Source organism: Dielma fastidiosa, from assembly GCF_000313565.1.
Taxonomy (GTDB): Bacteria; Bacillota_I; Bacilli_A; order Erysipelotrichales; family Erysipelotrichaceae; genus Dielma; species Dielma fastidiosa.
Window position 1 is genome coordinate 381,304 of sequence record NZ_HE578927.1, and the last position, 24,226, is coordinate 405,529.

General features: G+C 41.5%; 22 protein-coding genes. 3 read left to right on the forward strand and 19 right to left on the reverse strand.

Translation table 11 applies throughout. The annotated features are described in order from the left end of the window. From DAHG_RS19525 to DAHG_RS11800, 9 genes are all read right to left on the reverse strand, one after another. Positions 1-745: GNAT family N-acetyltransferase (locus tag DAHG_RS19525; protein WP_022938555.1), on the reverse strand; the 745-nt coding region annotated here is incomplete at its 3' end. 12 nt (positions 746-757) lie between these two features. Continuing rightward, positions 758-1,738 carry a glycosyltransferase family 2 protein gene (locus DAHG_RS11765; protein ID WP_022938556.1) on the reverse strand — a complete coding sequence of 327 codons (981 nt, stop codon included), beginning with the start codon at positions 1,736-1,738 and terminating at the stop codon, positions 758-760. Between the two features lie 159 nt (positions 1,739-1,897). Further along, on the reverse strand, positions 1,898-2,362 hold the full coding sequence (locus DAHG_RS11770) for a metallophosphoesterase family protein (RefSeq protein WP_022938557.1): 465 nt from the start codon (positions 2,360-2,362) through the stop codon (positions 1,898-1,900). 11 nt (positions 2,363-2,373) lie between these two features. Then, a complete protein-coding gene (locus DAHG_RS11775; protein WP_161650527.1) occupies positions 2,374-4,833 on the reverse strand; it encodes a diguanylate cyclase domain-containing protein in 2,460 nt (819 codons plus the stop codon). 158 nt (positions 4,834-4,991) lie between these two features. After that, positions 4,992-5,300, reverse strand: coding sequence for a PTS lactose/cellobiose transporter subunit IIA (locus tag DAHG_RS11780; RefSeq protein WP_022938559.1), 309 nt, complete (start codon positions 5,298-5,300; stop codon positions 4,992-4,994). 1 nt (position 5,301) lies between these two features. Beyond that, positions 5,302-5,604, reverse strand: coding sequence for a PTS sugar transporter subunit IIB (locus DAHG_RS11785; RefSeq protein WP_022938560.1), 303 nt, complete (start codon positions 5,602-5,604; stop codon positions 5,302-5,304). Positions 5,605-5,619: 15 nt separating this feature from the next. Continuing rightward, positions 5,620-7,050, reverse strand: coding sequence for a 6-phospho-beta-glucosidase (locus DAHG_RS11790; protein ID WP_022938561.1), 1,431 nt, complete (start codon positions 7,048-7,050; stop codon positions 5,620-5,622). 10 nt (positions 7,051-7,060) lie between these two features. Beyond that, positions 7,061-8,551, reverse strand: a complete 1,491-nt coding sequence (locus DAHG_RS11795) for a sulfatase-like hydrolase/transferase (protein ID WP_022938562.1) — start codon at positions 8,549-8,551, stop codon at positions 7,061-7,063. A gap of 67 nt (positions 8,552-8,618) precedes the next feature. Beyond that, positions 8,619-9,920: a PTS sugar transporter subunit IIC gene (locus DAHG_RS11800; RefSeq protein WP_022938563.1), complete on the reverse strand. Its 1,302-nt coding sequence runs from the start codon at positions 9,918-9,920 to the stop codon at positions 8,619-8,621. A 209-nt stretch (positions 9,921-10,129) separates the two neighbouring features. Between DAHG_RS11800 and DAHG_RS19530 the strand changes: the two genes are divergently transcribed. Beyond that, positions 10,130-10,924: a MurR/RpiR family transcriptional regulator gene (locus DAHG_RS19530; protein ID WP_022938564.1), complete on the forward strand. Its 795-nt coding sequence runs from the start codon at positions 10,130-10,132 to the stop codon at positions 10,922-10,924. A 55-nt stretch (positions 10,925-10,979) separates the two neighbouring features. Here DAHG_RS19530 and DAHG_RS11810 read toward each other — a convergent pair whose 3' ends face one another. From DAHG_RS11810 to DAHG_RS11820, 3 genes are all read right to left on the reverse strand, one after another. Beyond that, positions 10,980-11,222 (reverse strand): hypothetical protein, encoded by a 243-nt coding sequence (locus DAHG_RS11810; protein ID WP_022938565.1) that lies wholly within the window; start codon positions 11,220-11,222, stop codon positions 10,980-10,982. A 122-nt stretch (positions 11,223-11,344) separates the two neighbouring features. Then, positions 11,345-12,241, reverse strand: coding sequence for a hypothetical protein (locus tag DAHG_RS11815; protein ID WP_022938566.1), 897 nt, complete (start codon positions 12,239-12,241; stop codon positions 11,345-11,347). A 104-nt stretch (positions 12,242-12,345) separates the two neighbouring features. Then, positions 12,346-13,884 carry a YjjI family glycine radical enzyme gene (locus tag DAHG_RS11820; RefSeq protein WP_022938567.1) on the reverse strand — a complete coding sequence of 513 codons (1,539 nt, stop codon included), beginning with the start codon at positions 13,882-13,884 and terminating at the stop codon, positions 12,346-12,348. A gap of 147 nt (positions 13,885-14,031) precedes the next feature. Between DAHG_RS11820 and DAHG_RS11825 the strand changes: the two genes are divergently transcribed. Next, positions 14,032-14,910, forward strand: a complete 879-nt coding sequence (locus tag DAHG_RS11825; protein ID WP_022938568.1) for a helix-turn-helix transcriptional regulator — start codon at positions 14,032-14,034, stop codon at positions 14,908-14,910. A 52-nt stretch (positions 14,911-14,962) separates the two neighbouring features. Here DAHG_RS11825 and DAHG_RS19535 read toward each other — a convergent pair whose 3' ends face one another. Beyond that, positions 14,963-16,723 (reverse strand): FAD-dependent oxidoreductase, encoded by a 1,761-nt coding sequence (locus DAHG_RS19535; protein WP_022938569.1) that lies wholly within the window; start codon positions 16,721-16,723, stop codon positions 14,963-14,965. Between the two features lie 166 nt (positions 16,724-16,889). Continuing rightward, the gene (locus DAHG_RS19540; protein WP_205408118.1) at positions 16,890-18,737 is read right to left on the reverse strand and encodes an FAD-dependent oxidoreductase; all 1,848 of its coding nucleotides are present in this window, start codon (positions 18,735-18,737) and stop codon (positions 16,890-16,892) included. A 125-nt stretch (positions 18,738-18,862) separates the two neighbouring features. On the opposite strand from DAHG_RS19540, the gene DAHG_RS11840 reads away from it, so the two are divergent. Continuing rightward, the gene (locus DAHG_RS11840) at positions 18,863-19,747 is read left to right on the forward strand and encodes a LysR family transcriptional regulator (RefSeq protein WP_022938571.1); all 885 of its coding nucleotides are present in this window, start codon (positions 18,863-18,865) and stop codon (positions 19,745-19,747) included. On the opposite strand, the gene DAHG_RS20610 is transcribed toward DAHG_RS11840, so the two are convergent. The 5 genes from DAHG_RS20610 to DAHG_RS21415 all read right to left on the reverse strand — a co-directional run. Then, positions 19,741-20,868, reverse strand: a complete 1,128-nt coding sequence (locus tag DAHG_RS20610) for a D-alanyl-D-alanine carboxypeptidase family protein (protein WP_022938572.1) — start codon at positions 20,866-20,868, stop codon at positions 19,741-19,743. The two genes, DAHG_RS11840 and DAHG_RS20610, sit on opposite strands and share 7 nt — an antisense overlap. A gap of 131 nt (positions 20,869-20,999) precedes the next feature. Beyond that, entirely contained in the window at positions 21,000-21,935 is a 936-nt protein-coding gene (locus tag DAHG_RS11850) for an ATP-dependent DNA ligase (RefSeq protein ID WP_022938573.1), read from the reverse strand. Next, positions 21,935-22,741: a non-homologous end joining protein Ku gene (gene ku, locus DAHG_RS11855; protein WP_022938574.1), complete on the reverse strand. Its 807-nt coding sequence runs from the start codon at positions 22,739-22,741 to the stop codon at positions 21,935-21,937. The genes DAHG_RS11850 and ku overlap by 1 nt, the downstream gene beginning before the upstream one ends. Before the next feature lie 168 nt (positions 22,742-22,909). Beyond that, on the reverse strand, positions 22,910-23,722 hold the full coding sequence (locus tag DAHG_RS11860) for an oxidoreductase (RefSeq protein WP_022938575.1): 813 nt from the start codon (positions 23,720-23,722) through the stop codon (positions 22,910-22,912). A gap of 12 nt (positions 23,723-23,734) precedes the next feature. Next, a partial coding sequence (locus DAHG_RS21415) for a hypothetical protein (RefSeq protein WP_022938576.1) occupies positions 23,735-24,226 on the reverse strand: 492 nt, incomplete at its 5' end.

Consider the following 24,226-nt stretch of genomic DNA (forward strand, 5'->3'; position numbering starts at 1 on the left):
TTCTTTCTAACGCCTTATTATCAAGCAGGTTTACTGTTTCAAACCTTCCCTTATAAAATACCGCAAAGTTATTAAACACACAAGGCAGCGCTTTAGCCTGTGAAAGCGACTCAATCTGAATCAGCTTATACTCAACTGCGTTTGCCTCACAATATGCTTGGATATTGGGTAAAACTTGATACACATAAGGGCACTGGCAGTCATAATAAATACATAACTGATCATCATCAATCCGCATTTGCTTAGCCTGATCGGCAAAGTGAGGAAGAGTGCTGTCAAAAGAGAGGGCAAGCAGCTCATAGCCATTCGCTGTACACTCCACCTGCTTAAAGCCAAACTTTTTCGCAAATGACTGATCAGACAGCCAGCTTTTCTGTTTTGCTGAACCAAGCATACAGACACCGGACTTACCATTCGCCTTGGCATCTTCAATGCAGTATTCCATGAGTGCTTTGCCATAGCCTTTGCCTTTCGCATCACCTAAAACCCATAGACAATAAATATAAATATAATTATCACCGACAATCGGCACCCATGCTTTTTCAAGCGGCGCATATTCGATAAATACCGTCGCCTTAGCATTTAATTTTCTAAACACATGACCTTGAGGCAGCTGCTCTTTAAGCCATTGACGTTTAGCTTCAACACCTGGATGCTGCTTTTTTGTACGAATGATACAGCATAAATGCTCACTGTCAATATTTTCAGCAGTCAGATTCACAAACTCATTCGTTGCTTCAATCATTAAATCAACTCCTTAATCGTGATGTTTTCGATGCAGCAAGGCACTGATTTTATCCCGCATGCGAATAACCTTATACTTCTTCTTAAAATATAAATTTGCCCTTCGCACATCTTCAGAGCGTTCTTTTTTGACATACATATTCTGCTGCCAGCGCGGGAAATATTTAGCCATATAATTCGCTAATTCATCAAGATACTGATCCTGACGATACTCGTTTAAGAAAGGAGCACCGATTTTTAAAATATATTGATAAGCTAAAAACTCACATTCCATCTTAAACAGTGATTGATTACTATTTTGATTTAAGATGGTGATAGCTTTTAGAATATCCAATGATTTAACCCTGAATTTATCATTGCGGGTCATTGAATTTTCTGTCTGATAATATTCAATCAATGGCTTCTTTAGATAGACAATCTTATCCGCAGCCCCTGCCAAAGCCGGTATGCAGGCCAAATAAGCATACCAGATACCTTCTGGGAAACGCATGCCGAGATCGATAAATTTTCGTTTATAGATTTTATTCCAAGGAAAAGGCAGAGCAATAAAATACTGCTGCCGGCTGATTTCACCTTCATTGCTGAAATCAAGCGCTGAATAATAACGCCTGCGGCTGCCATCAGGTGCAACCTGATAGGCATCAAACATCAAAATATCCGCCTTCGACGCTTCGGCCGCCGCCATGATCTGCGCATAACCATCAGGCACAACAACGTCGTCATCATCTAAAAAAGTAAAATAATCACCGCTGACATGACTCAAGCCAATATTGCGGGCCTTGCCGGAACCGCTGTTTACCTCTAGTGGAAAGCTTTTAAATAATTTTGGGTATCTCCTGCAATATTCTTCAATAATCTTCAAAGAGCCATCCTTACTTCCGTCATCAACAATGATTACTTCAAAATCACGGTAAGTCTGATTGAGACAGCTGTCTAAACAGCGTCTTAAAGTTGCTTCCGCATCATAGACTGCTACAATGATACTTAATTTCATACGCCACCCCTTATGCTTTTATTTTAACTGATGTGATGATTCATTTCAATTGAAACATAAAGGAAACGCATAAAAGCTGAAATCTTTTAATTTTAACGATAAACACTGATAAAAGCAGCCTTTTTCATGCAACAAACACAAAAAAAACAGCAGCTACCGCTACTGTTTCTTTTCTATATCCTTAATTTCATGACGTTCAATCGTCAGCTCACCCTTATCGGTAATCAAGATCATCCACGTTAATGGATAATTAAACCGCCGCCTGCCGCAGCTGCCTGGATTCAAAAACCATTGCCTGCCTTTTTTTTCACACCGATAGCGATGGGAATGTCCGTTAATGATGATATCTGCCTCTGACGCTTCCGGCATATCAATATACTCATGACACATCACGATCTGCAGGCCGTCTAGCTTCAGCCTTTCCACCACCTTGAGTTCAGCGGCCCATGCGCCAAGATCATTATTGCCGCGCACAGTGCAAACCTTGCCAAGCGCTTTGAGCTGCATTAGAAGCTCTTCACAGCATAGATCACCGGCATGCAGGATATAATCACAGCCGCGCAGGCTCGCAATCACCTCTGGCCGCAATACATTATGGGTGTCTGACACTACACCAATCCGCATGATAACACTCCTTATCCGATAATTTCATAACAATTTCTGCCGTTGCGCTTTGAGTTATACATCGCCTCATCAGAACGCTGGTAGATAGTCTCAAACCGATCGCCGGCACTGGCAATCGCCGCTCCGATACTCACTGAAACATGAATTTCATCATCATTGACCATATCAGCTACACACGCCAGCAGCTTCTCACACAACTGCCCAAGCTCTTCCCGATTTGTATCACGCACATAAACCACAAATTCATCACCGCCCGGACGGCCGATCAGACAGCGCTGAGCATCAAAATTATTCTTCAATAACTGGGCAAGATTGCATAAGACCTTATCGCCATTAAGATGCCCATAGCTGTCATTGATATGCTTAAAATCATCAATATCAATCAGCATTAAACCATCATGTTGATCTGCTGCCAGCCGGTTAAGATCCTCAATAATCTGCATCCGTGATGCCGCCGCGTTATAAACACCAGTCAAACTGTCAAGCTGCGCCTGTTTCTCCAAACGCTCTTTTTCTTTTTTCTCATCATCAATATCACTAATCTTACCGATGCAATATGCCGGATTACCTAAATCATCGCATACCGTCTTGAAAATAAATCGATACCAATGTAAATCACCATTTTCCATCGGACACAGAAGATCATGGCTCGTATCCTTTCCCTCTTTCAAAAGCTTGAAGAATACCTGCTCATAAAATTGCCCTCGTTCATCGGTTTCACTCATTTCCCCATGCTTCGTAAAGCTTTCAACACTTTCGCCGCCAGCCCCTTTTCTGGAAATCATCAGAATATCTGAAGCATAATCATATTCAAAGAAATGATCACTTGATAATTCATAGACCTGAAGATGCTTCTTCAAATCAAGCTGAATCTTATTGCTCATTTTAATTTTAGTCCGCAATCCCCATACCAGCGCCAGAATAATCACTGCCGAAACAGAACTAATCAAGAATATAAATGTAAGCGGGTATTTATTAATCAAATCCTTAACATTATAATCATTGTCATAGGTTGTATTCAGAAAAATAATTGTCTGCATTTCTTCATCAGGAAAAGCCATGACCGCCTTATTCATAATATTAAGCAAATGATGATTGGGCTGTCTTACTACCCCAAAGCAGATTCGGCGCAAATCATAAGTCTGCGGAATCAGATAGACATTACTGAACTGCGGCTGATTGATAAAATACTGAACCATGTAATTATCCCCAAACATATAATCCGCTTCACCATTATTCACGGCTTTGACACATTCCTCAATCGTGTCATACCACTTAGTGGAGGAAGTCTCAATCCGGCTGTATTCCACCGTTTTAGTCAGCGCCAGTGTTTTATCCCGCAAATCATCTGTATTGGTCGTATCATTCATCATCATGATATATTGAGCCTCAAGATAAGGATTGGTCATCTGAATGCGCAGCTCCTCAGCAAGATCATAATCATAAGTCATGGCAAGTGAGATATCAATTTCCTTATCCGCCATCATTTGATCAAGCTGACCTGGTGTTGAAACTGCTATCAGCTCAATATTCAATCCCGTTTTTTCCGCGATAGCCTTCAGCACATCTACAGCAATCCCCTTTAATTCACCGTTAGCTTCATATTGAAAAGGCGGCTGATTGGTAAGCACACCGGCTTTAAACACGTTTCCCTGTTCAATAAACGCTAATTCATCATCATTTAAAATCAGCTCATCATGGCCGTGCGAAAAATATTTGCTCTCCATTTCTGACATGAAATATGGATTGGTCTGTTCGATATTCTGCAGCGCCAGATTTATTTCCTGTATCAGCGATGAATTGCCGGATGTGGTAATGAAATAAAAAGGCTTAGGTGCAAATTTAGCTACCGTGCGCACACCGTCTACCTTCTCAGCGCTCGTACTCAGCATTGCCTCCGCTTCACCGCTTGTCAAAGCGTTAAGCATTGCTTCAGTGCTGTCATAATAAAAATACTCCGGTTCAATCAGATTCATTTCACAAAACTCATTCAGCTCCCGCAAACGCATGTTCGCATTCTTATGCACCGCTATCCGCACATGCTGCATCTGAGTCGAATCAACAATAAACGTCTTATTATTTAATATGACTAAGGTTGTATAAGCAATACCATAGCTGCGGCTTGAATAATCATAGATATCATCCATAGCGGCGCTGTATGACATTCCGCCCATAAGATCGATTTCCCCTTTTTCAAGCATATCCATCAATGTTATTAAGCTTTCATCAATACTTCCCTCAGCTTGGACAAACTCAACCTGCCAGCCATTATATAAAGCCATTTCCTGAATATACTCATAAGTATAACCGCTTAAATTTCCATTCTCATCAATATCTGTAAGTCCCTCTTGAATTGGATAACCCACTTTTATGACTTGATCTTCTTCAGCATGGATATCTGATGCAGCCAAACCCAAACAGGTATTAAAAAGCACACAGATAGCTAATATTATCCTTTTAGCTTTCATCATATCCCCTCCAAACATGCTGAAATGATATAAATATTATTATTAATTTTACCATGTTTGAGAGGCAATTGAAAGGGATAGAGCCATAATTAAAAGCGAGCTGCATGTTATTTTATCAGCCAAAGAAAAAGGATCAGAACATAACCCTGATCCAATGATAATTAATTCAATTTTTTATAAATATCAATAAATTCCTGAGCCAAGATACCAAAAGCTTCAGCACTCATCAGCTGATCCTCCGCATGCATCAGCAATAATGCAAATTCGGTTTTCTCGCCAGCTGCTTCTTTCTGGATTAAAGAGGCATGCGCGTGATGACCTTCCACAAAGACTTTTTGGCCTTCTTCCATCATCGCTTCCGCTTCACTGATTTTACCGTCCTTGGCCAGCTGAATCGCTTCGATATACATTGAACGGGCAGTACCCACCGCACTGATGATCTGAAAGCTGATCAGTTCAATTCCTTCCATGCTATTCACCTAATACTTCTTTGACACGTTTGATAACCTTAGCGCCATCCATCATGCCATAAGCTGTCATGTCAATTGCCTCAACCGGGCAGTTTGGACATTGCTCCTTAACCTTAGCCAAATTAAAACGCACCTGCGGCCCCAATAAAATGATATCGGCATCAGCGCCTACTTCCTTGGCCTCCGCTATTGAATATGCATTAATATCACATTCATAAGCGATTTCATCAGCCGCTTTCTTCATCCTGGTAACTAACATACTTGTACTCATACCAGCCGCGCATAACAAAACAATTTTTTTCATGTTGTTTCTCCCTCTTTATTTTAAATCTTCGCCATTAGTGGCGATAACCTTCTTATACCAGTCAAAGCTCTTCTTCTTGGAACGCTTTAAGCTGCCGCTGCCCGCGTCATCCTTATCGACATAGATGAAGCCATAGCGCTTTGACATCTCGCCGGTAGAAGCGCTGACTAAGTCAATCGGTCCCCAGCTTGTATATCCCCAAAGCTCTACACCATCCAGCTCTACGGCATCTTTCATCGCCTGAATGTGCGCTCTTAGATAATCAATGCGGTAATCATCTTCGACATAACCATTTTCATCGACAGCATCCTTGGCGCCTAATCCATTTTCCACAATAAATAATGGTTTCTGATAACGGTCATATAACTCATTCATGGTCGTTCTAAGACCTAGCGCGTCAATCTGCCAGCCCCATTCAGAAGCCTTCAGATATGGATTCTTTACACCCTTAAACGCATTGCCGCTCATTTCCTTTGCAAGAATTTCAGGATCAGTGCTGATGCAGCGGCTTGAATAATAAGAGAATGAAATAAAGTCAACCGTATGAGCTTTCAAAATCTGACGGTCTTCCTCACTCATGCCGACATCAATTCCCTTGCGTTCAAATTCTTTCAGCGCATAGGCAGGATATTCACCGCGGCTTTGCACATCAATAAAGAAATAATTATCACGGTTCTTGCGCTGAGCCTCAAATACATCCTCCGGAGAGCAGCTGTATGGATACGTCAGACCCGCTGCCAGCATACAGCCTATTTTATTCTCCGGATCAATTTCATGCGCAATTTTGGTAGCCCATGCGCTGGCAACTAATTCATGATGAGCAGCCAGATATTTTGCCTGTTCCTCATTTTCACCCTCTTCAAATACTAAGCCGGCACCCATAAACGGCATATGCAGAATCATATTAATTTCATTAAAAGTCAGCCAGTATTTAACTAAGCCTTTATAGCGGGTAAATAAAACGGTTACTAAATTTTTATAAAATTCGATCAGCCTGCGGTTCTTCCAGCCGCCGTATTCCTTGATCAGATGGATCGGGCAGTCAAAATGAGTTATTGTAACCAAAGGTTCAATGCCATATTTATGACATTCCTTAAACAGATCCTCATAGAATTTTAAGCCAGCTTCATTCGGTTCAGCTTCATCACCCTTAGGAAAAATCCGTGTCCAAGCGATAGAAAGACGATAGGTTTTAAAACCCATTTCACCAAAAAGCGCAATGTCTTCCTTATAATGATGGTACATATCAATCGCTTCACAGGCAGGATAATAATAGCCTTCCTGATGTTCCAGCATTTTCAGCTTGCCGGCACTTACCTTCATGCGGTCTGGACCATGCGGTACAACATCAACATTTGCCAAGCCTCTGCCGTCTAAATTATATCCACCCTCACATTGATTGGCGGCCGTCGCACCGCCCCATAAAAAATCTTTTCTAAATGGCATAATACCCTCCTTATCGTATGTCTTTCCGATCCGGTACAAGATCACCAGTTTCAACCATAAAATCAAGCATTCTTGATTTCATTTTAAGTACCGCTTCACCATAAGCCGAATCATTAATTCTATTATCTAACTCCTGCGGATCTTTTTCAAGGTCATAAAGCTCATCTTCCTCATAAAGACGATAAATATATTTCAAATTTCCCATGCGGATCATAACCGCTTTAGTATGTTCAGGCCCCTCTGATTCCTGTGTGGAGAGCCGAGGCCAATACAATGACGCTTTGCCATGTCCCTTTTCCATCGCCCATGTTTCACCGTGAATGCGGCCGCCTTCGCTGAATACCGCATCCTTATGCGTTTCACTGCCTGCTAATACATCAAGCAGCGATTTGCCGAATTGAACATATTCTGTTTTCACACCGGTCATATCACAGACTGTTTCGCTAAGATCTACAAGCTCTGCCAGCGCGTTGGTAACCCTTGGCCTGCATGGGAACTGAGCAGCCGGCTTAACAATCAGCGGCACATTCACAACCGGATCATCAAAGCAGTTCTGAACCTTTTCCGCTATGGAATAATCACAAGTATAATCACCGTGATCACTGAAGACAAAGATGCTTGTATCATCATAGAGCTGACATTCCTTTAATTTATCACGCACTAAGCCAAACTGATAATCAAAGCGTGAGACCATAGCTAAATAGGTAGCCCTCAGCTCATTCATGTTCGCTTCACCCCAAGCATCGAGATCTTGTTTTTCAGCAATGCCGGTAAGCATGCTCGGCTTTCCTTTTAAGCTTAACACACTTGGTCTTCTCGGCGGTAATTTTGTGCGGTCAATGCTGCTGTACCATGGATCTTCGCAGCCATAAGGCGGATGCGGGAAAGCTAATGTGACATAAAGGAAGAACGGCTTGGCACCTTCTTCTTTGCTTTTGCGCTCAATATAATCAAGCGCCGCATCCACACAGCCCCAGTCGCTGCCGCTCATACCGCCCTGATGCGCCTGTTCCTCACTCAGCTTGCCAATGTAATGAGAATAATACCCAGGTACGCTGGTATCCGCGTCACCATCAAGCTTAAAGCCATGATTGAATGATTTAGTTTTCGTTACCGCTTTTCGATCCTCTTTATGAACACCATCATAATATGCGTCACAATAATCTTCCTTTGAATAATTACCCGGCACGACATCATTGCGGCCAATCCAGATAACCTCATAGCCGTTATTCTTCATTGTCCTAAGAAAATTAGGCTCGCCCATATTCTGCAGATAATGAATCGTGCGATGTCCCGTCGTATGCGGATACAGTCCAGTCAAAAAGCTGCAGCGGCTCGGAACACAAACCGGATTTTGACAATACGCGTTTCTAAATGAAACACCCTCCTCTAAAACAGCATCAAGATTAGGAGTGATGGAAGCTGGATTGCCCATATGAGCCAGTGCGTCACAGCGCATCTGATCCGCTACAAAATAAATAATATTTGGTTTTTTAGTCATAATCTCATCCTTTCTAAATGAAGACAAAAAGTTATAAAGACTCTCTTTATAACTTTAAATCAATTGATTATTCTCCCTGTTCTTCAGCCACTGCACGCTTATCAAGAATCTTGAAGAATGGCAGATACATACAAATCTGAACAAGGATCAGCACGACCTGAAGAACCGCGCCCTGCCAGCCGCATGCAACGATACCGGATAAAATCACGGGTGTGCCCAATGGGATTTCAGCGCCGTTTGTGAATGGCACTAAACCGATATTCATACTGAAGTAAGCAATCAAAAAGGTAATAATAGGTGTTAAGATCAATGGAATAATCATAATCGTATTCAATACCATCGGCAGACCGAAGGTGATTGGTTCGTTGATTCCGCAAAGTCCTGACGGCAGTGCCAATTTGCCCAATGTCTTATAGCGGGCTGACTTCGCAAAGAAGAACATGATGAAGCAAAGACCTAATGTACCGCCGGCACCGCCTAAAGAGGCATACATTGACCAGCAAGATTTTGTGATGATGTTAGGCAAAGCAGTACCTGCCGCATAAGCTTCCAGATTCTCTAAGCCTGCTGTTGTATAAAGCATGGATAAGAATGGCATAACGATCATGCCGCCATGCAGACCGAAGAACCACATGAGTGAACACATGATAATGAAGATAATAAAAGTCAGCGGACTCGCGGATAAATGTGACAGCGGTGTCTTAAGCATCGTATATATGAAATCATTCATCGTGCCAAAGCTTGTATGAGCGAAACCAAAACGAACAAGACAGAAGATAAAAGCAATCACAAAAGCCGGAATCAATGCGGAGAATGATTTAGAAATCGTCGGCGGTACCTGTTCAGGCATCTTGAGAATAATGTTATGTTTAATAAAGAAATTATAAATTGTCGGCACGATCATGCCAAGAATCATCGCGCTGAATAAGCCAGCCGCACCAAGATATCCGGTAGGCAGAGCCGCCGCAATGGATACGATCTCACCGCTGTCTGCTCCCTTGCCTGAAACACCAAGCGGAATCATTAATAAGAAAACAAATAATGTAATTGCGCCGATAATTGTCGAGTCTTTTTCCAAGCCAAGCTTTTCAGCACATGCCTTACCAATCAAATAAGCCGCATAAACAGCCAGCATATCTGTCGTGACCGTTGGCGCAAATGCCAGTATCGTCTTTAAACCCGTCGCGGTAACAAAAGCCTGATACGGAGCAATCTGAAGATTCGCAAGCAAGGTAAAAATAGCACCGATCATCGTAATCGGCAGCAAATAAGAAAAGCCAGTTGAAATAGCACCTAGATATTTATTCTGTGATAATTTATCGGCTAAAGGTACAAGAACCTTTTCCAATAATGCAGTGAATTTATCCATAAATTCCCTCTCCTTATAATTTTAATTTGATGTATCACGTTCCATGGCAGCGTTTACAAGCGTAGTATAGCACGCATTAAAATATATTTCAATATAATTTTACTATTTTGAAATATATTTTAAAATAAATTTCAATTTATCCCGATATATATTTCAAAATCATTCCCTGACCATGAAAATAATGATATAATCAGTACAGAGGTGATCTTATGAATCCTTTAGAATTAATTCAGCATAATTTTGACAGCTTTACAAAAACCGAAGAAATCATCGCCGCTTATGTCCTAAATGACCCCAAAGATTTTGCCCGCGCCCCAATTGAAACGACGGTTGAAGCTTGCGGTACATCCAAAGCAGCAATGATTCGTTTCGCAAAGAAACTCGGCTATAATGGTTATGCCGAATTAAAATACGAGTTATCCAGATTTTTAATTCGTTCAAGCTATACGAATCCAGAAGATAAAACCGAACCTGATCAAACAATTCAGTCGATTACCAATTATTATTGTCAAGCAATTCATCAAATCAATGAGACTGTCACTATTGAGCAGGTAAGAACTATGGCAAAGCAGATCTGTCATGCGCGAAGGGTTAAGATATTGGCAATTAACCGCACATCACTTGCCGCTCAGCAGTTGCAGATGCGGATGCTTAAAATCGGTATCGATTCAGATTCGATCAATGATACCGTAATGATGAATGATGCAATCAATATGATGAATGAAAAAGATTATTGTCTGATTTTCACTATTAAGGATAACGGCAAACATTATCAGGAGAGGATTGCCAATCTAAATGACAACGGCTGTCCGATCGGGCTTGTTACGATGGCTGCCCTGCCCTTTGCCAGTCAATGCAGAGATGTGATCAATCTGCCGCCGGTATCCAAGGGCTATGCCAAGTTCATTGATGAACAGGCTATTTACTTCGTGTTTGTGGAAATTTTGTTGAGTGAGCTTGCGAAAATTGCGGAGCTTGATCAAATGGCTTTGAAAAACAGTTAAATTATTGCGTAAAAAAGCACGGTTTCTAATATTAGAAGCCGCGCTTTTAAGTTATTTAATCAGGATAATCCGGATTCATCCAAGCCGAACGAGTATTCATTTTAACAAACAGGATAATGCCGATTAAAATGATAAGGATCGAAACAAAAGTCTCATATCCAAATTGTGCAAAGCCTATTTTTGAAGTGATAAAATACTGTGTATAATCATAAATAAACTTAATGATTCCCAATGGAATCGTTGCCAAGAGCAGATAAGTCCATTTTTTTGTGACGATTAAACGTTTTTGATTTTCCATAGTCTTACCCCATCATTCAGATGAAACTCATACTATTCTGAATGCCTTCATTAATTTAACTATACCAGAAACGCACAAAGATGCAATTATTATGACATTTCTGATATATTATACATATCATTCTAAGTTAGTTTAACTTTATGAAAGCGAGTAGTTCCATTGAAAGAAAATTCTTTAACACCTAAAACGAAGTAAAGATTGTCTTCATCGATAATTAATATTGAAGAATCAGAATAGCTATAACAAATAGTATTATAGATTTCACTATTTACCGTGTAATATTCTGTTCCATGTAATACCATCATACCAAGTGTACCTTCAACTCTTTCTTCAGTTTGCTCAGGTTCTTTATAAAACAAATGCTCCTCTCCATACTGATCAATTTTATCTTGAATAGATTCTTTATTAACATTAAATCTGCTCAGCAAGTCATCATTTGTCAATAATTCACCAGTATGAAGATCAATATGGAAAACCCGATAACATGTATGTGATGCAAAGGATGAAAAGCCACCCGATTTGTTAACTATAGTTAAAACATCTTGATTAATCGTCCATTTCCATTCAATATACACTGCTTCTTTTGATTTGATTGGTTCTTCATACAGATTAGTGAATTCCTCATTCAACCGTTTAGCTGTTTCACCTTCAAAGTTTAAAACCAGATGTTCATATCTAGGATCTGGCATGACTTTTATTGCCATCCATTGCAATAAATCATTCCTATCCAATTCTTCATAAACTTCATCAGACATATCTGCAAATTCTTCTGTGATTGTATCTTTGCTTTCTTTTATATAAACATATTCTTTTGTTTCATCTAATTTTTTAACACATTCATCTTTTTCATGGACATCATCATTAAAATCGTTTTCTTTTAATGATGACTGTTCGTTCTTACCTAGTTCGCTTTCTTCCGTTAATTCTGCTGACCGCGGAAAATCATTATTTTTTCGCTTTTCCAACATGCAACCGCCAACCAATACCAGAATAAGCAAACTGCACAATAATTTTTTCAAATCTTCACTCCCTACAAATTGAAACAAAAGGCAATATCTAATTTATATGCGCTTAACAATCCCACTTATTGCCAAGCAGAGAACTATGCAAAATCATTTTTAAATCAGACAGTTTCAACACGCCGATTCAGTGCCTTAGCGCCGTCTCGCTGACCTTTTCCGAGTACCGTTGAACCATTTAATACTTGCTGACCGGCATCAAGCTTCGCCAGCTCGCTCTTCTTAACCAGATAGCCGGTAACGCGCACAACATCGCTGTCACTGGAATAGCCGCTGAAATAACGCATGCCATTCGCAAAAGCACCCTTAATGATATCCACAATCGCTTCCGGTGAACGCTCCCAAGTATCATCAAAGGTAAAGATATCGCCGATACCCGTTGGGAAATACTGATGATAATGTGTTGAATGCATCACATGCTGTAAAAGCTCTGGTTCCGCGCCGATTGGAATACGGGCACCCGGTGTATTGCTCATCATATCATCGCTGATGCCTACCTGTGCATGCAATCCATAATGACCGCCGACCTTTGAACAATAAAGGCCTGGATGCGCCATGACGATTTCTTCCAGCTTCTCACAGATTTTCACACCCAAAGCGTCAGCTTCAGCATTATTGCCGTAGCCCTGTTTCGGATCGGTGATACCCAACAGCTTGTTGACACACTCTGCCACGCCTACAACACCGATCATACCGGTGAACTTCTCGCGGTCGATAAAGCCTTCCTTAACCAAATAATTGGATTTAAAGAAAGCGGCTTCTTCAACGATGAAGCGAATCCTGCGGTCAGTAAATTCAAGCAGCAGCTTCATATAATATGGCAGTACCTCATTCATAAATTCATCGATACTCGATGCTTTTTCACTCATTTCATGCAGTTTGACACGATTCAGTGTATAACCGCCGCCGCCAATTTTCAAGACATTCAGACAGCTGGCTACACCGTAATCCTCGCCCCATTCCTGCACACACATCTGATGATTGCAGAAGGAAGGCTTGGAAACCTTAAGCATGCATTTTGCCACCTTAGCCGCATAAGCCGCTGGTGTAACTTCCGGATCATATTTCAAAGTGATATTCGGCACTGCCAGCTGCATCTCTTCACTTAGTTCAAGGATCAGATTACCGGTAACTGTTTCCTTCGGTCCAATATCCATATGAACAAAAGAATCTGAAATCGTTTTATCAATATGCAGCAAAAACAGCTTTAATGTACGTTTTGCTTTCTCACGGTCTTCCTTTAATACAAAAGGCTCAAGCATCGTATCTACATCACCCAAATATACTGGATAGCTGCCGGCTGCTGGTGTATTCTTATACATAATCAGCAGTGAGTTGCATGCCTCCTGTAAATCCGTTGGCGGTTCCAGTTCTAAAAACTTACAGCCATCTGTAAATAATTTCTTAAAATCCACTAAAACATAACGCGGACGGAAAGGCGCACTGCCCTCGTACAAGTCACAGATAATACCCTCATCCATGGCCTTCTTTAATTCATCCGTTTTTAAAAAATCCCCCAGCGTATCTTCCCCGATTTTTGCTAATTCTAACACTTGCTGGAAATAAGTTAAGCGCTCATTTTTAATGACATTCATGGCGCTGGTTTCTCTTTCTTTATCCAGTACACCGGTTACCTGACTCATTGAATCCCTTCTTTCTTTATATATTTATCATAACACAATTCAGTATTTAATGAATAGCCCCGCCAATAAATGTTTCTGAAACGATTAAAAACATTTATGACTCTTTTCAATCAGTTATTTAGCCATTATAATGAAATTGGTGATCGAATGAAACTTATAAATTCCAACAGTAAGACCACACCTCTGAACGATGATCCGCTCAGCCGTTTTTTCAATACCTTTAACATCTGTGTAAACAGTGTAGGAATCTGGAGCAGTGAGATTGAAAAGCGGGCGACCTATACCATAAAAGATATTGAATTAATCTATTATACGAAGGGCGGTTCGCAGACGATGATTCAAGGCAATATTTTTCAATGTCGGGAAAATGATTTAATGATCTTAGAGCCATATGGAGTCTATCAGTCAAAAAATGAAGGACAGGAAGGCTATGAATACCTCTATATCCATTTTGACATTGAGCCTATCGCTTTACAGAATGAATTGATTCAGATGCTGATTCAGGGCAGTCCGGTAAAGCATTGCCGTGACGGCCGCTTGCTGGCCTTGTTTCAGCATACGCTGACTGAGGTCAAGAAGCATCAAATCGGTTCACGGGCGCTGATTAATATGCTGGTTAAAACAATCTGTATCGAAATCATCCGCAATCAAAACTGCACACCTTTTGAAATCATCCACCCAACCCATCGTTTAACCGATCAAAGCGTTCTGGTCAATGAAGCGATCAAGTATATTTTGAATCATATCAGTGAGGATTTAAGCGTCAAAAAGCTTGCGGAAATGTTCAGCATCAGTGAGAATTACTTATATAAATCATTCATCAAAGTCATTAACCAATCACCGAGTCAATTTATCATCCAGATGCGTTTAGAAATGGCAAAAAGCTATCTGTCAAGCGGTGTGATGACGATCCAGCAGATTACTCATGATACTGGGTTTTCATCGCAGCAGCATTTCGCGCGGGTATTCCGCCAGCATGAGGGAATGTCTCCCAGCCAGTATCAGAAAAAAGCAAACACTCATTAAATAAGAGCTGAACTCATTTGAGCCAGCTCCTTTTTATTAATTATAATAGGTATTATTCTTTAACAAATGCCGACGCGTTTTCACCGGCGATTCGTCCCCAAGTAACCGCGTTAGACAGTGTGAAGCCCATGTAGGCAGAATTAGCACTGACTTCACCCGCCGCATACAAGCCCTTAATAACCGTGTTATCAGCTCTGATGACTTCACTGTTTTCGTTTCTTGCGACACCGCCGTAAGTGATGATTTCGCATGGCACAACAGCAACTGCAACATAAGGTGAAGCTAATGGTTTCATAACTGTACGCTTGAATTCAGGATCAGCACCGGCTGCCGCATAAGCATTATAATTATCAATCGTTTCTTTTAATACAGCTGGATCAAGATTCATTTTAGCTGCAAGCTCTTCTGCGGTATCAGCAGTGATAAATGCCAGGTTTTCACCGCGCTTAATTTCAGCGGCATCAATTGTTGCCTGATCACTGATTGCCCAGACAAATTCAGCGCCTTCTTTATGCATCTGATCAAAAATCGGTTCATTCAATAATTGTGTCATATAACCGCCGCTCTTTTCATCAACAAAGCGTTTGGCATCCTGTCCGACTAACACAAGATTTTCCTGAGCGATGAATTTAGAAATATTGGCACTATTGCTTGTACCATTGTAATCTTTCATAATTTCATAATCTTTTAATACAGCCATAAGATGATTCGTATGTGTCAAAGCTGCTCCGACATTGCTTGCCATAATCAGACCGTCACCTGTATTAGAAGGATGTCCGATACCGAAGGTACCCGCTTTTTCAGGATCAAGCAGGGCTGTCAGTTCAGGATTATAAGAATAACCGCCGGTAGCAAGGATTACCGCTTTGGTATGGATCGTATATGTGCCATCAGCTGTTTCAACAACTACACCGCTGACGTTTTGATTTTCATCCATTAAAATTTCAACCGCTTTATTTTCAGTGCGAATTTCTACACCGGCTTTTTCAGCGGTGGATGTCAGATGTTCAACCAGACTTGGCCCGAAGCCATCAACGACATGCATCATTTTTAAAGGCCCGTAACCAACTAATGCATCCGGCTGGAATTCAACTTCCGCCCGATCGATCAGCCAGTCAATTGTTTGTCCGCTTGATTCAACCGTGATTTTGGTTAAAGCCGGATCAAGTTTCCATAACGCGTTATTCATCAGATTCGCAACCATCGCGTCATAAGTGATCGGCTCATCCTTGCTGGCTTTTTGAACCTTTGTTTCATAACCGGCAATCATTCCCTGAGCAGTGGCTGTCGTACCGCCGGTATTCAGCATTTTCTCTAAGACGATGATCTTTTCCGTACCGGCATCCGCTGCTTCAATCGCCGCGCTTAGCCCGGCACCGCCGCCGCCGATTACGACAATATCCGCTGTGGCATCCTCAACCGATGTCTGCTTATCCTCTGTTTTTGGCTCCAGTGTGCTGGCATCAACACCGGCTTCACTTAAAGCATTGGTAACTGCTGTCAAAACCGCATTGCTTGATACTGTCGCACCGCTGACTGTTTCAACCTGAATTGATTGTGAATTGATGATATTTTCAATCATCCGATCAATGGCCGCGTCACCAAGACCCGCTGTCTCCTGCTGTTCAGTTACAGTGATGCTTTCAATCTTTTCTTCACTTAAAGTTACTTCCAATACAACATCGCCGTTCATTCCTTTCGCGGAACCTGAATAGCTGCCGGCTTTGAACTTGGCAGGCGCTTCTTGACTCGATGGAGTACAAGCACTTAACACAAGCATGAATGCTAAACATAAACCCGTTAACTTCTTCATATTGTACCTCCTAACAATATCTTATAGTTATAATCTAACAAAGGTACTCGTGATTTTCTTCACTTATTCAATTCATTATTTAACATTTTCGATACTATTTTGTCTAAACCATGACTCAAGATAAAGAAAAGACGCACTCACATTGAATGCGTCTATTTATCTGCTTTTATTTACCTAATTGCTTAGCAACCGCTTCAGCTGCCAATTTGCCTGATGTTAATGCCCAGCCATTATTAGCACCGGAAGGTGAGTCATCACCCATAACACCGCCGGCAACCTCACCAGCCGCATATAAACCGCTGATAGCATTGCCTTCTGCATTTAATACCTCAAGTGAAGGATTGACTACTAAGCCGCCCATGGTTGTTGCGAAACGAGGCTTCTGTTCCACAAGATAATAAGGGCCGTCTGCCAAAGGCTGTGTCATGTACTGAGCCGGACGATTAAATTCTTCATCATTGCCGGCAGCCACATAACCATTATATGTGGATACGGTATTCTCAAGCACTGCTGCGTCCATACCAATGACTTTTGCCAGTTCACTCAAGCTGTCACCCTTCACAAAAACAGGTGCTGATGAACCATTAGCCGCCAGCCATGTCTCAATGTCAGTACCGGCAATACCACCAGTTGCCAGCTTGCTCTTGAATGTTTCAAAAGTAGAAGCATCCATTAATAAATAAAGCATCTGTTCAGGCTGAGCTAACTCAACTGTTAAGATTTCACGGTTGCTGGCTTTTTCATTCACCACACGCTTGCCTTCACTGTTAATCAGGATTGCACCTTCGCTGAATGCCGCAATATTGCCGGCAATTGTTGATTTCGCAATACCTTCGCTTACTTCAATACCATTTGGATAACGCTTGCCATATTCCATTAAACGGGTTGCCGCTCCGACATTCTCTGCCGTAGCCATGATGATACCATCACCTGTTGATGACTGCGGGCCATAATATAAAGCGCTCTGCATTTCTTCAGATAATAAGTCCTTGTTATTGCCATAACCACCGGTAGCCAAAATTACTGACTGGGCATTAATGGTATAGTGAGTACCGTCACTGCCTTCCGCTTTTACACCGATAACATTGCCAGACTCATCAACGATAAGCTCAGTGGCGCGTGTATTCAGATAAACCTCAGCACCGCTGTTTTCTACTTGTTCACGATATGTTTTCGCAAAACCTGAGCCGCCGCCGGCATACGCTAATTCACGGTCATGTGAATATTCCGCAAGCACATGCAGACCGCCTTCCATATCAAATTCCACATTTTGATTTTCATGCAGCCAATCAGTTGTAGCACCGACATTTTCCGCATAAAGCTGAAGCAATTCCGGCACATTCAGATTCGCACCATTAGCCATGAAATCCGCAACCATACTCTCAACGCTGTCATCACTGACACCGGCTTCATTCTGCAGCTTTGAACCAAATACAACCTGATTGCCGCCGCTGATTGAAATCGCGCCGCCCATAAACGACATCTTTTCAAGCAGAATAACATTTAAGCCTAATTCTCTCGCTCTTAACGCCGCACTCATACCAGCCGCACCGCCGCCGACAACAACTAAATCACTGCTTAAGGTTACCTCTTCGCCGGCACCCTTATTAATAACCGCATTCATTAACGCTTCAACATCGCCGCCTGCCTGCTGCACACAATCCTTTACGGCATTCAGCAGCGCATTGCTTGAATTGGTAGCACCGGCAATCGTATCAACACCTAATGATTGAGCATCTACAATTGCTTTGGATAAGGTATCCATTGCGGTTGTACCTAAGCCTTCCGTTTCTTTTTGCTTTGTTACTTCAATGGTTTCAATCTTATCATCACTGAACGTAACAGCGACTTCGACTTCGCCATTATTACCGTTGGCTACAGCTGTATAAGTCCCTGCTTTATACAAGGCATCGCCATTGTCTGCCGGCTGAGTGGAACATGCACCTAATGCAAATACCAGGGCACATGCACTCAGCAGCTTCATCATTTTAGTTATAAACTTATTTTTCATCATGAACCCTCCCTGGTCAATCTATATTTTATCGGTTTCAATATGATAATAAATAAACTAATGCGCAATTATTCATAGCCAAAAGTTATAGATTATACTACAATAAAGGTATAAGTGAGGATTTAACTATGAATTTGAATCAGCTGTATTATTTTACTGTACTCGCAAAACATCAGCATTATACACGCGCCAGTGAGGAACTGCATATTTCACAGCCAACCCTGTCTAAAGCAATCAGTGCCTTGGAGAGTGAGCTGAATGTTTTTCTTTTTAAGAAACAGGGACGCAATGTTGTACTGACCAAACAGGGCAGACAGTATAACGAATATGTCAAGGTTGCCCTGCAGGAGATCAGCAAAGGAAATGAATATCTGCGCAAGGAATTATCCGGAGATGGCGCTCAGCTTGATCTGGGTTTTATTACTTCCTTGTCTATGGACTTTATCCCTGAATTAATTGAAGGCTTTATCCGCCAAGAAAAAAAGCCGGTGTTCTTCTCACTGAAAGAAAATGTCTCTCAGGAGCTGATCCGCGGCTTAAAAAACGAAGAATATGATGTTGTATTTTGTACGCCTGATGACCTTGAAAAAGATATATCTTTTACCCCGATCGTCAAGCAGAGTTTTGTATTCGCCTGTCTGCCAAACCATCCATTAGCTAATAGGTCATCAATCACCATGGCTGAGGCAGGTCATGAACGCTATGTAGCCCATTCACCTGAATCAGCCATTCATCACATTCTGCTTACGATCTTTACGGAATTAAATATCGTACCATCCATTGTCAGTGAAGCCAATGAAGATCAGGCCATCTTAAGCTTAGTCAAAGCCGGTGTCGGATGTGCAATCATGACTGATTCCTTAAATATCCGCAAGTTCAAAAACATTGTGTTTATACCGATTGAACACCCCTATGAACGAAAGGTTTGTATGGCGGTAATGAAAAATCAAGAGAAAAGTGAGATCGTCAAACGCTTTATTCACTATGTAACAAAACATATCAATAATTATTGATACTCCTCCATGCTTAGTCCGCTGCTATGAATTGCATCAGCCAGCTCAATGCCTACATAACGCCAGTGCCATGCCTCATAATAATAACCGGTGCTTGCTGTTTTATCTGCAGGATAGCGCATGATCCAGCCATACTCATGCGCATGCTCAGCCATCCACTGACCCAGCGCGCTCGATTCCAGATCACTGTGCAGGGCATAGTCATAGCTGATGTCGATAGCTAATCCCAGCTCATGTTCACTGGTACGCGGATAAGCACTGTAATACGGTGCATTATATGGATCACTGGCCATATATCTGTCATAAAGATTGCGCTGATAATCCTGAGTGCGGTATGAGCTGACTACATTAAAGCTGATGCCGCTGTCAAGGGCTGCCTGATACAGCTGCTGATAGGCATTAGCTGCCTCAGCACGCAAATAATGACTGCCGCCGATTGAAACAAGATCACTTGGCTCCCAGCCATCCGGCAGGGCATATTGTTTATTAATCATCACCGTGATGGAATCAGGGTCATTCACGATATTTAATGCGGACTGATTCTGATCTGCGGGTTCCTCATCCATTGGCAAGGCTTCGACGCTTACCGTAGATCGATATTCTGCGGTATTGCCGGAGCTGTCGCTGACTTTAAAAATCAGCTCATAATCATTAGGCACGGTTGGATCTACATCACCCTCAACACTGATTTGATCAGTAATATCCCCATCAAAATTATCGGTTGCCTGAAGCTGCAGCATACTGATGTCAAATGCTTCCCCCTGCATTAATGTATAGGCTGACAAACCCTCAATGAGCGGCGGGGTAGTGTCACAAACACTTAATTCATACTGAAACTGCGCATCCCCGGCAGTATAAATCAATGTATAGGTTTTTAATTCATCAATCACATAATCAGTGGATTGAATCTGATCGCTGATGTCTTTTCCATGCTGTTCTGCCTTAAGTCCGATCGCCTGCGCGGAAATATCCATCACAGGCTGATACTCCATTTCACCTGCGGCTGTGACTGCCGCTTCACCATTAATTTTAAAAATGATGCGGTTTGCAGACTGCCAATATTGATAACCCGCAAACAGGACTAACGCTGCCGCGGGTATAAGTACATATGACTTTTTCATTCCATTCACCTCTGTTTTAACTATATAGTAACACATTAAGAACCGATTTAATTATGAAAAAGTTTTGTAAGCTTACATTCAGAAAAATATAAGAAAAAGCCGCTGGCTGGCGGCTTAGATATTAAATATTATTATTTAGCTTTAGCCTGACATTGTTCAGGCTTTTTATCTTCACGAAATCCCTTGAATACCGGCTGCCGTAAGCCTCCGGTTTCGGTATATTCCATAAACTTCACAGTCCCTACCAAATAGGGGCTGATCCATATTGCCTCCTCATTTCCCTTAGGTATCTCATTGAAGGGACACTGTTTAGAAGCACTGGTATGATCAATCAAATAATTTAAAGAGACTCCCATCGTCACATGCCCGCAATAGACTAACTGACCAGCATCATACTGCGCCAGAACTAAGGATACGATGCCCTTTTCTTTTGGAATATAACCGCAGATTACATAATCATCATCCAGCAGATGCTTGCATTTGATCCAGTCATGAGTGCGCTTATCTTCAAAATACAGACTGTTTTTGCGCTTTGCCACGACTCCTTCCAGCTGGCGGTCAGCCGTCAGCTCATACAAGGCTGTACCTTGTTCCTCAATATAGCGTGACACATTGATGCGTTCTGTTTCATCAATCAGCTTAGCTAATATTTTTTTGCGTTCCATCAATGGTTTCTTCATTAAACAGAGCTCCCGATCATAAAGCACATCAAAGGCTGTAAAGGCAGCCGGCTGCCGGGAAGCCGTCAGCTGAATCTTAAAACGGTCGGAAGTGAGAGTTCTTTTCTGTATCGCAAAGAAATCCGTCCGCTCATCTTTATATATATAAAGCTCACCATCTAATATGCAGGGACGCTTGACTTGTTTATAAATATCCTTAAGCTCAGGAAATTTATCATTTAAGCGCAGATTCCGTTTATTGCGAAGCTCTACGCCATCTTTTTCAATATAGGCAATACAGCGTACACCATCAAACTTTAATTCATAGATAAAATCAGGATCATCAAAAATAGGCTGTTCCTTACCTATCAGCATCGGCTTGATGCCGTGATCAGCATACGGATTCATTAATGATGCGCGCTCCTTCTTTTAGCAGCGACCTTACGCTTAGGCGCCATAGAGGCAATTGACTGCTGGAGAGCTTCCATCAGATCAATCGGTGTTTCATTATCTGGTTTAGCGTTGCTTGCCTGTACGATCTGACTGCCGTTGATTTTCGCTTCTATCGCGGCTCTCAGCTTTTCCTGAAATTCATCATGATACTGCTGCGGCTCATAGGGCGCGGTCATCGATTGAATCAGCTTCTCTGCCATATTCAGTTCTGCCTTGCTGATTTTAGGATGCAGAATATCCTTAGGCAGCGGAGCGATTTCTTCCTGATAAAACAAAGTCTTAACCAACAAACCATCACTTTGCGGACACAGCGCCAGCAATGTTTCCTTGGTACCGATCACTGTCTTGGCAATTGCTACCACGCCCTGCTTGCGCATCGCTTCATATAAAAGCTCGTATGCCTTTTCAGCATGCTTTTCAGGAATCGCGTAATAGTTTTTTTCATAATAAATATCATCGACATTTTCCAGATTGGTAAAATGAAGAATATTGATTGTACGGTCCTTTTCTACCTTTAATTCATCGATTTCATCATCAGTCATGATAACATACTTATCCTTTTCATACTGATATCCCTTTACAATATCTGCTGATTTTAATTCTTTTTCACAATTCGGGCAATATTTTTTATAACGCACCCGCTCATGCGTATCCTTGCATAATTGATTAAAAGAAATGTCATGATCCTGAGTGGTGCGATACATCTGAATCGGAATATGTACCAAACCGAAAGATATTGCCCCTTTATGTGCTGCTGCCATTAAATCACCTCAGCCATAGTATGTGCCGATATGGGTGTTCAATGCCATGGCCATGATTAAAGTGGTTAGGTATGTACCTATCTTAGCGGCAATCACTTGAAATATCTTTATGGCTGTTTACGTTATTCTATTCTTTTAAGAATACGCTGAATTCCGTTCCATTTTTATCTATATTGAATGTTTAGCCAGCCAATCATACCACCTTACAGGCAATATGAAATGCAGGAACAAAAGTGACCTGCTGCCAAAGCCAACAATATATCGTGCCTTGGGTTTCTTAGCATGAACAGCTTTCACAATAGCTTTTGAAATTACAGCCGGTTTTGACATCAGCGTGCTGCTATATAATTTCATCATCCCATCAGCAGCTTTTTCAGCCGCTTTTTCATAAACACCACCGGTTGATCTGAGTTTCATATTTTTGACTGCCGTTTCCCACCAATTTGTTTTTGTTCCACCCGGTTCAATCAAGATAACATCAATGCCGAAATCTGATACCTCCATCCGCAATGCATCACTAAACGCTTCAACAGCATATTTACTCGCATGATACCATGCCCCCATATAAGATACTACACGGCCGCCGACAGAAGATATATTTATAATTCTCCCGCCTTGTTGGCCTCGCATAAAAGGCAGTACCATTTGAATTAATCGTGCCATACCAAATAAATTTACATCAAGCTGATACATTGCTTCACTGATTTCTATATCCTCCACAGCGCCAAACAGACCATAACCCGCATTATTGATTAATACATCCAATCTTTTTTCATTTTCAATTATGAATTCAACCGCCTGCTTACATTCTATTTCATTCGTAACATCAAGCTTTATTGGAATAATACCGTTTTGCCTCAGTTTATCAGCTGCTTGCTGACTGCGGATGCCGCCGTATATTTTATGTCCCTGTGCTTTTAAAGAAACTGCTGTTTCATAACCGATACCGGATCCTGCTCCGGTAATTAAAATAATGTTCATAGCGTTCAACCATTAAATATTTTCATTTATAAATTCTAAAATAGATTGATGGAGATCTGTGAGTGCTTCCTCTTCAACAGGATAATGGCTGCCGTTTCTTAATTTTACTTTTTTAACGGATACTTTTTTGATTTTATCAAGCACGATATCACTTAAAAATTCAGGTGTCCAACGATCATTTTCCGGCTGTGTCAAAAGCAATGGACAGCAATCAAAATCCTCAGGTTCAACGTCTGGTTTATAAGTCATATAATCTGCCAGGAATTTCATATTGACTTTATTGCCTGCTGAGGTTTTGTCTTTCAGCATTGCCTGTAACGCTTTTTCATCATTGCACAATGCGTTCATTTTTGAACAGATGCTCATTCTCATTTGAAATTTTGAAAATCCAATATGACAAGACAGGGCAGCGAGTGCACTTCCAAAAGTACCCCAAAACCAATTCTTGGTCGTAGTCATTCTCACTGTTTTTTCTCTTTGATCGAGAAATGTCATTCCGATAAT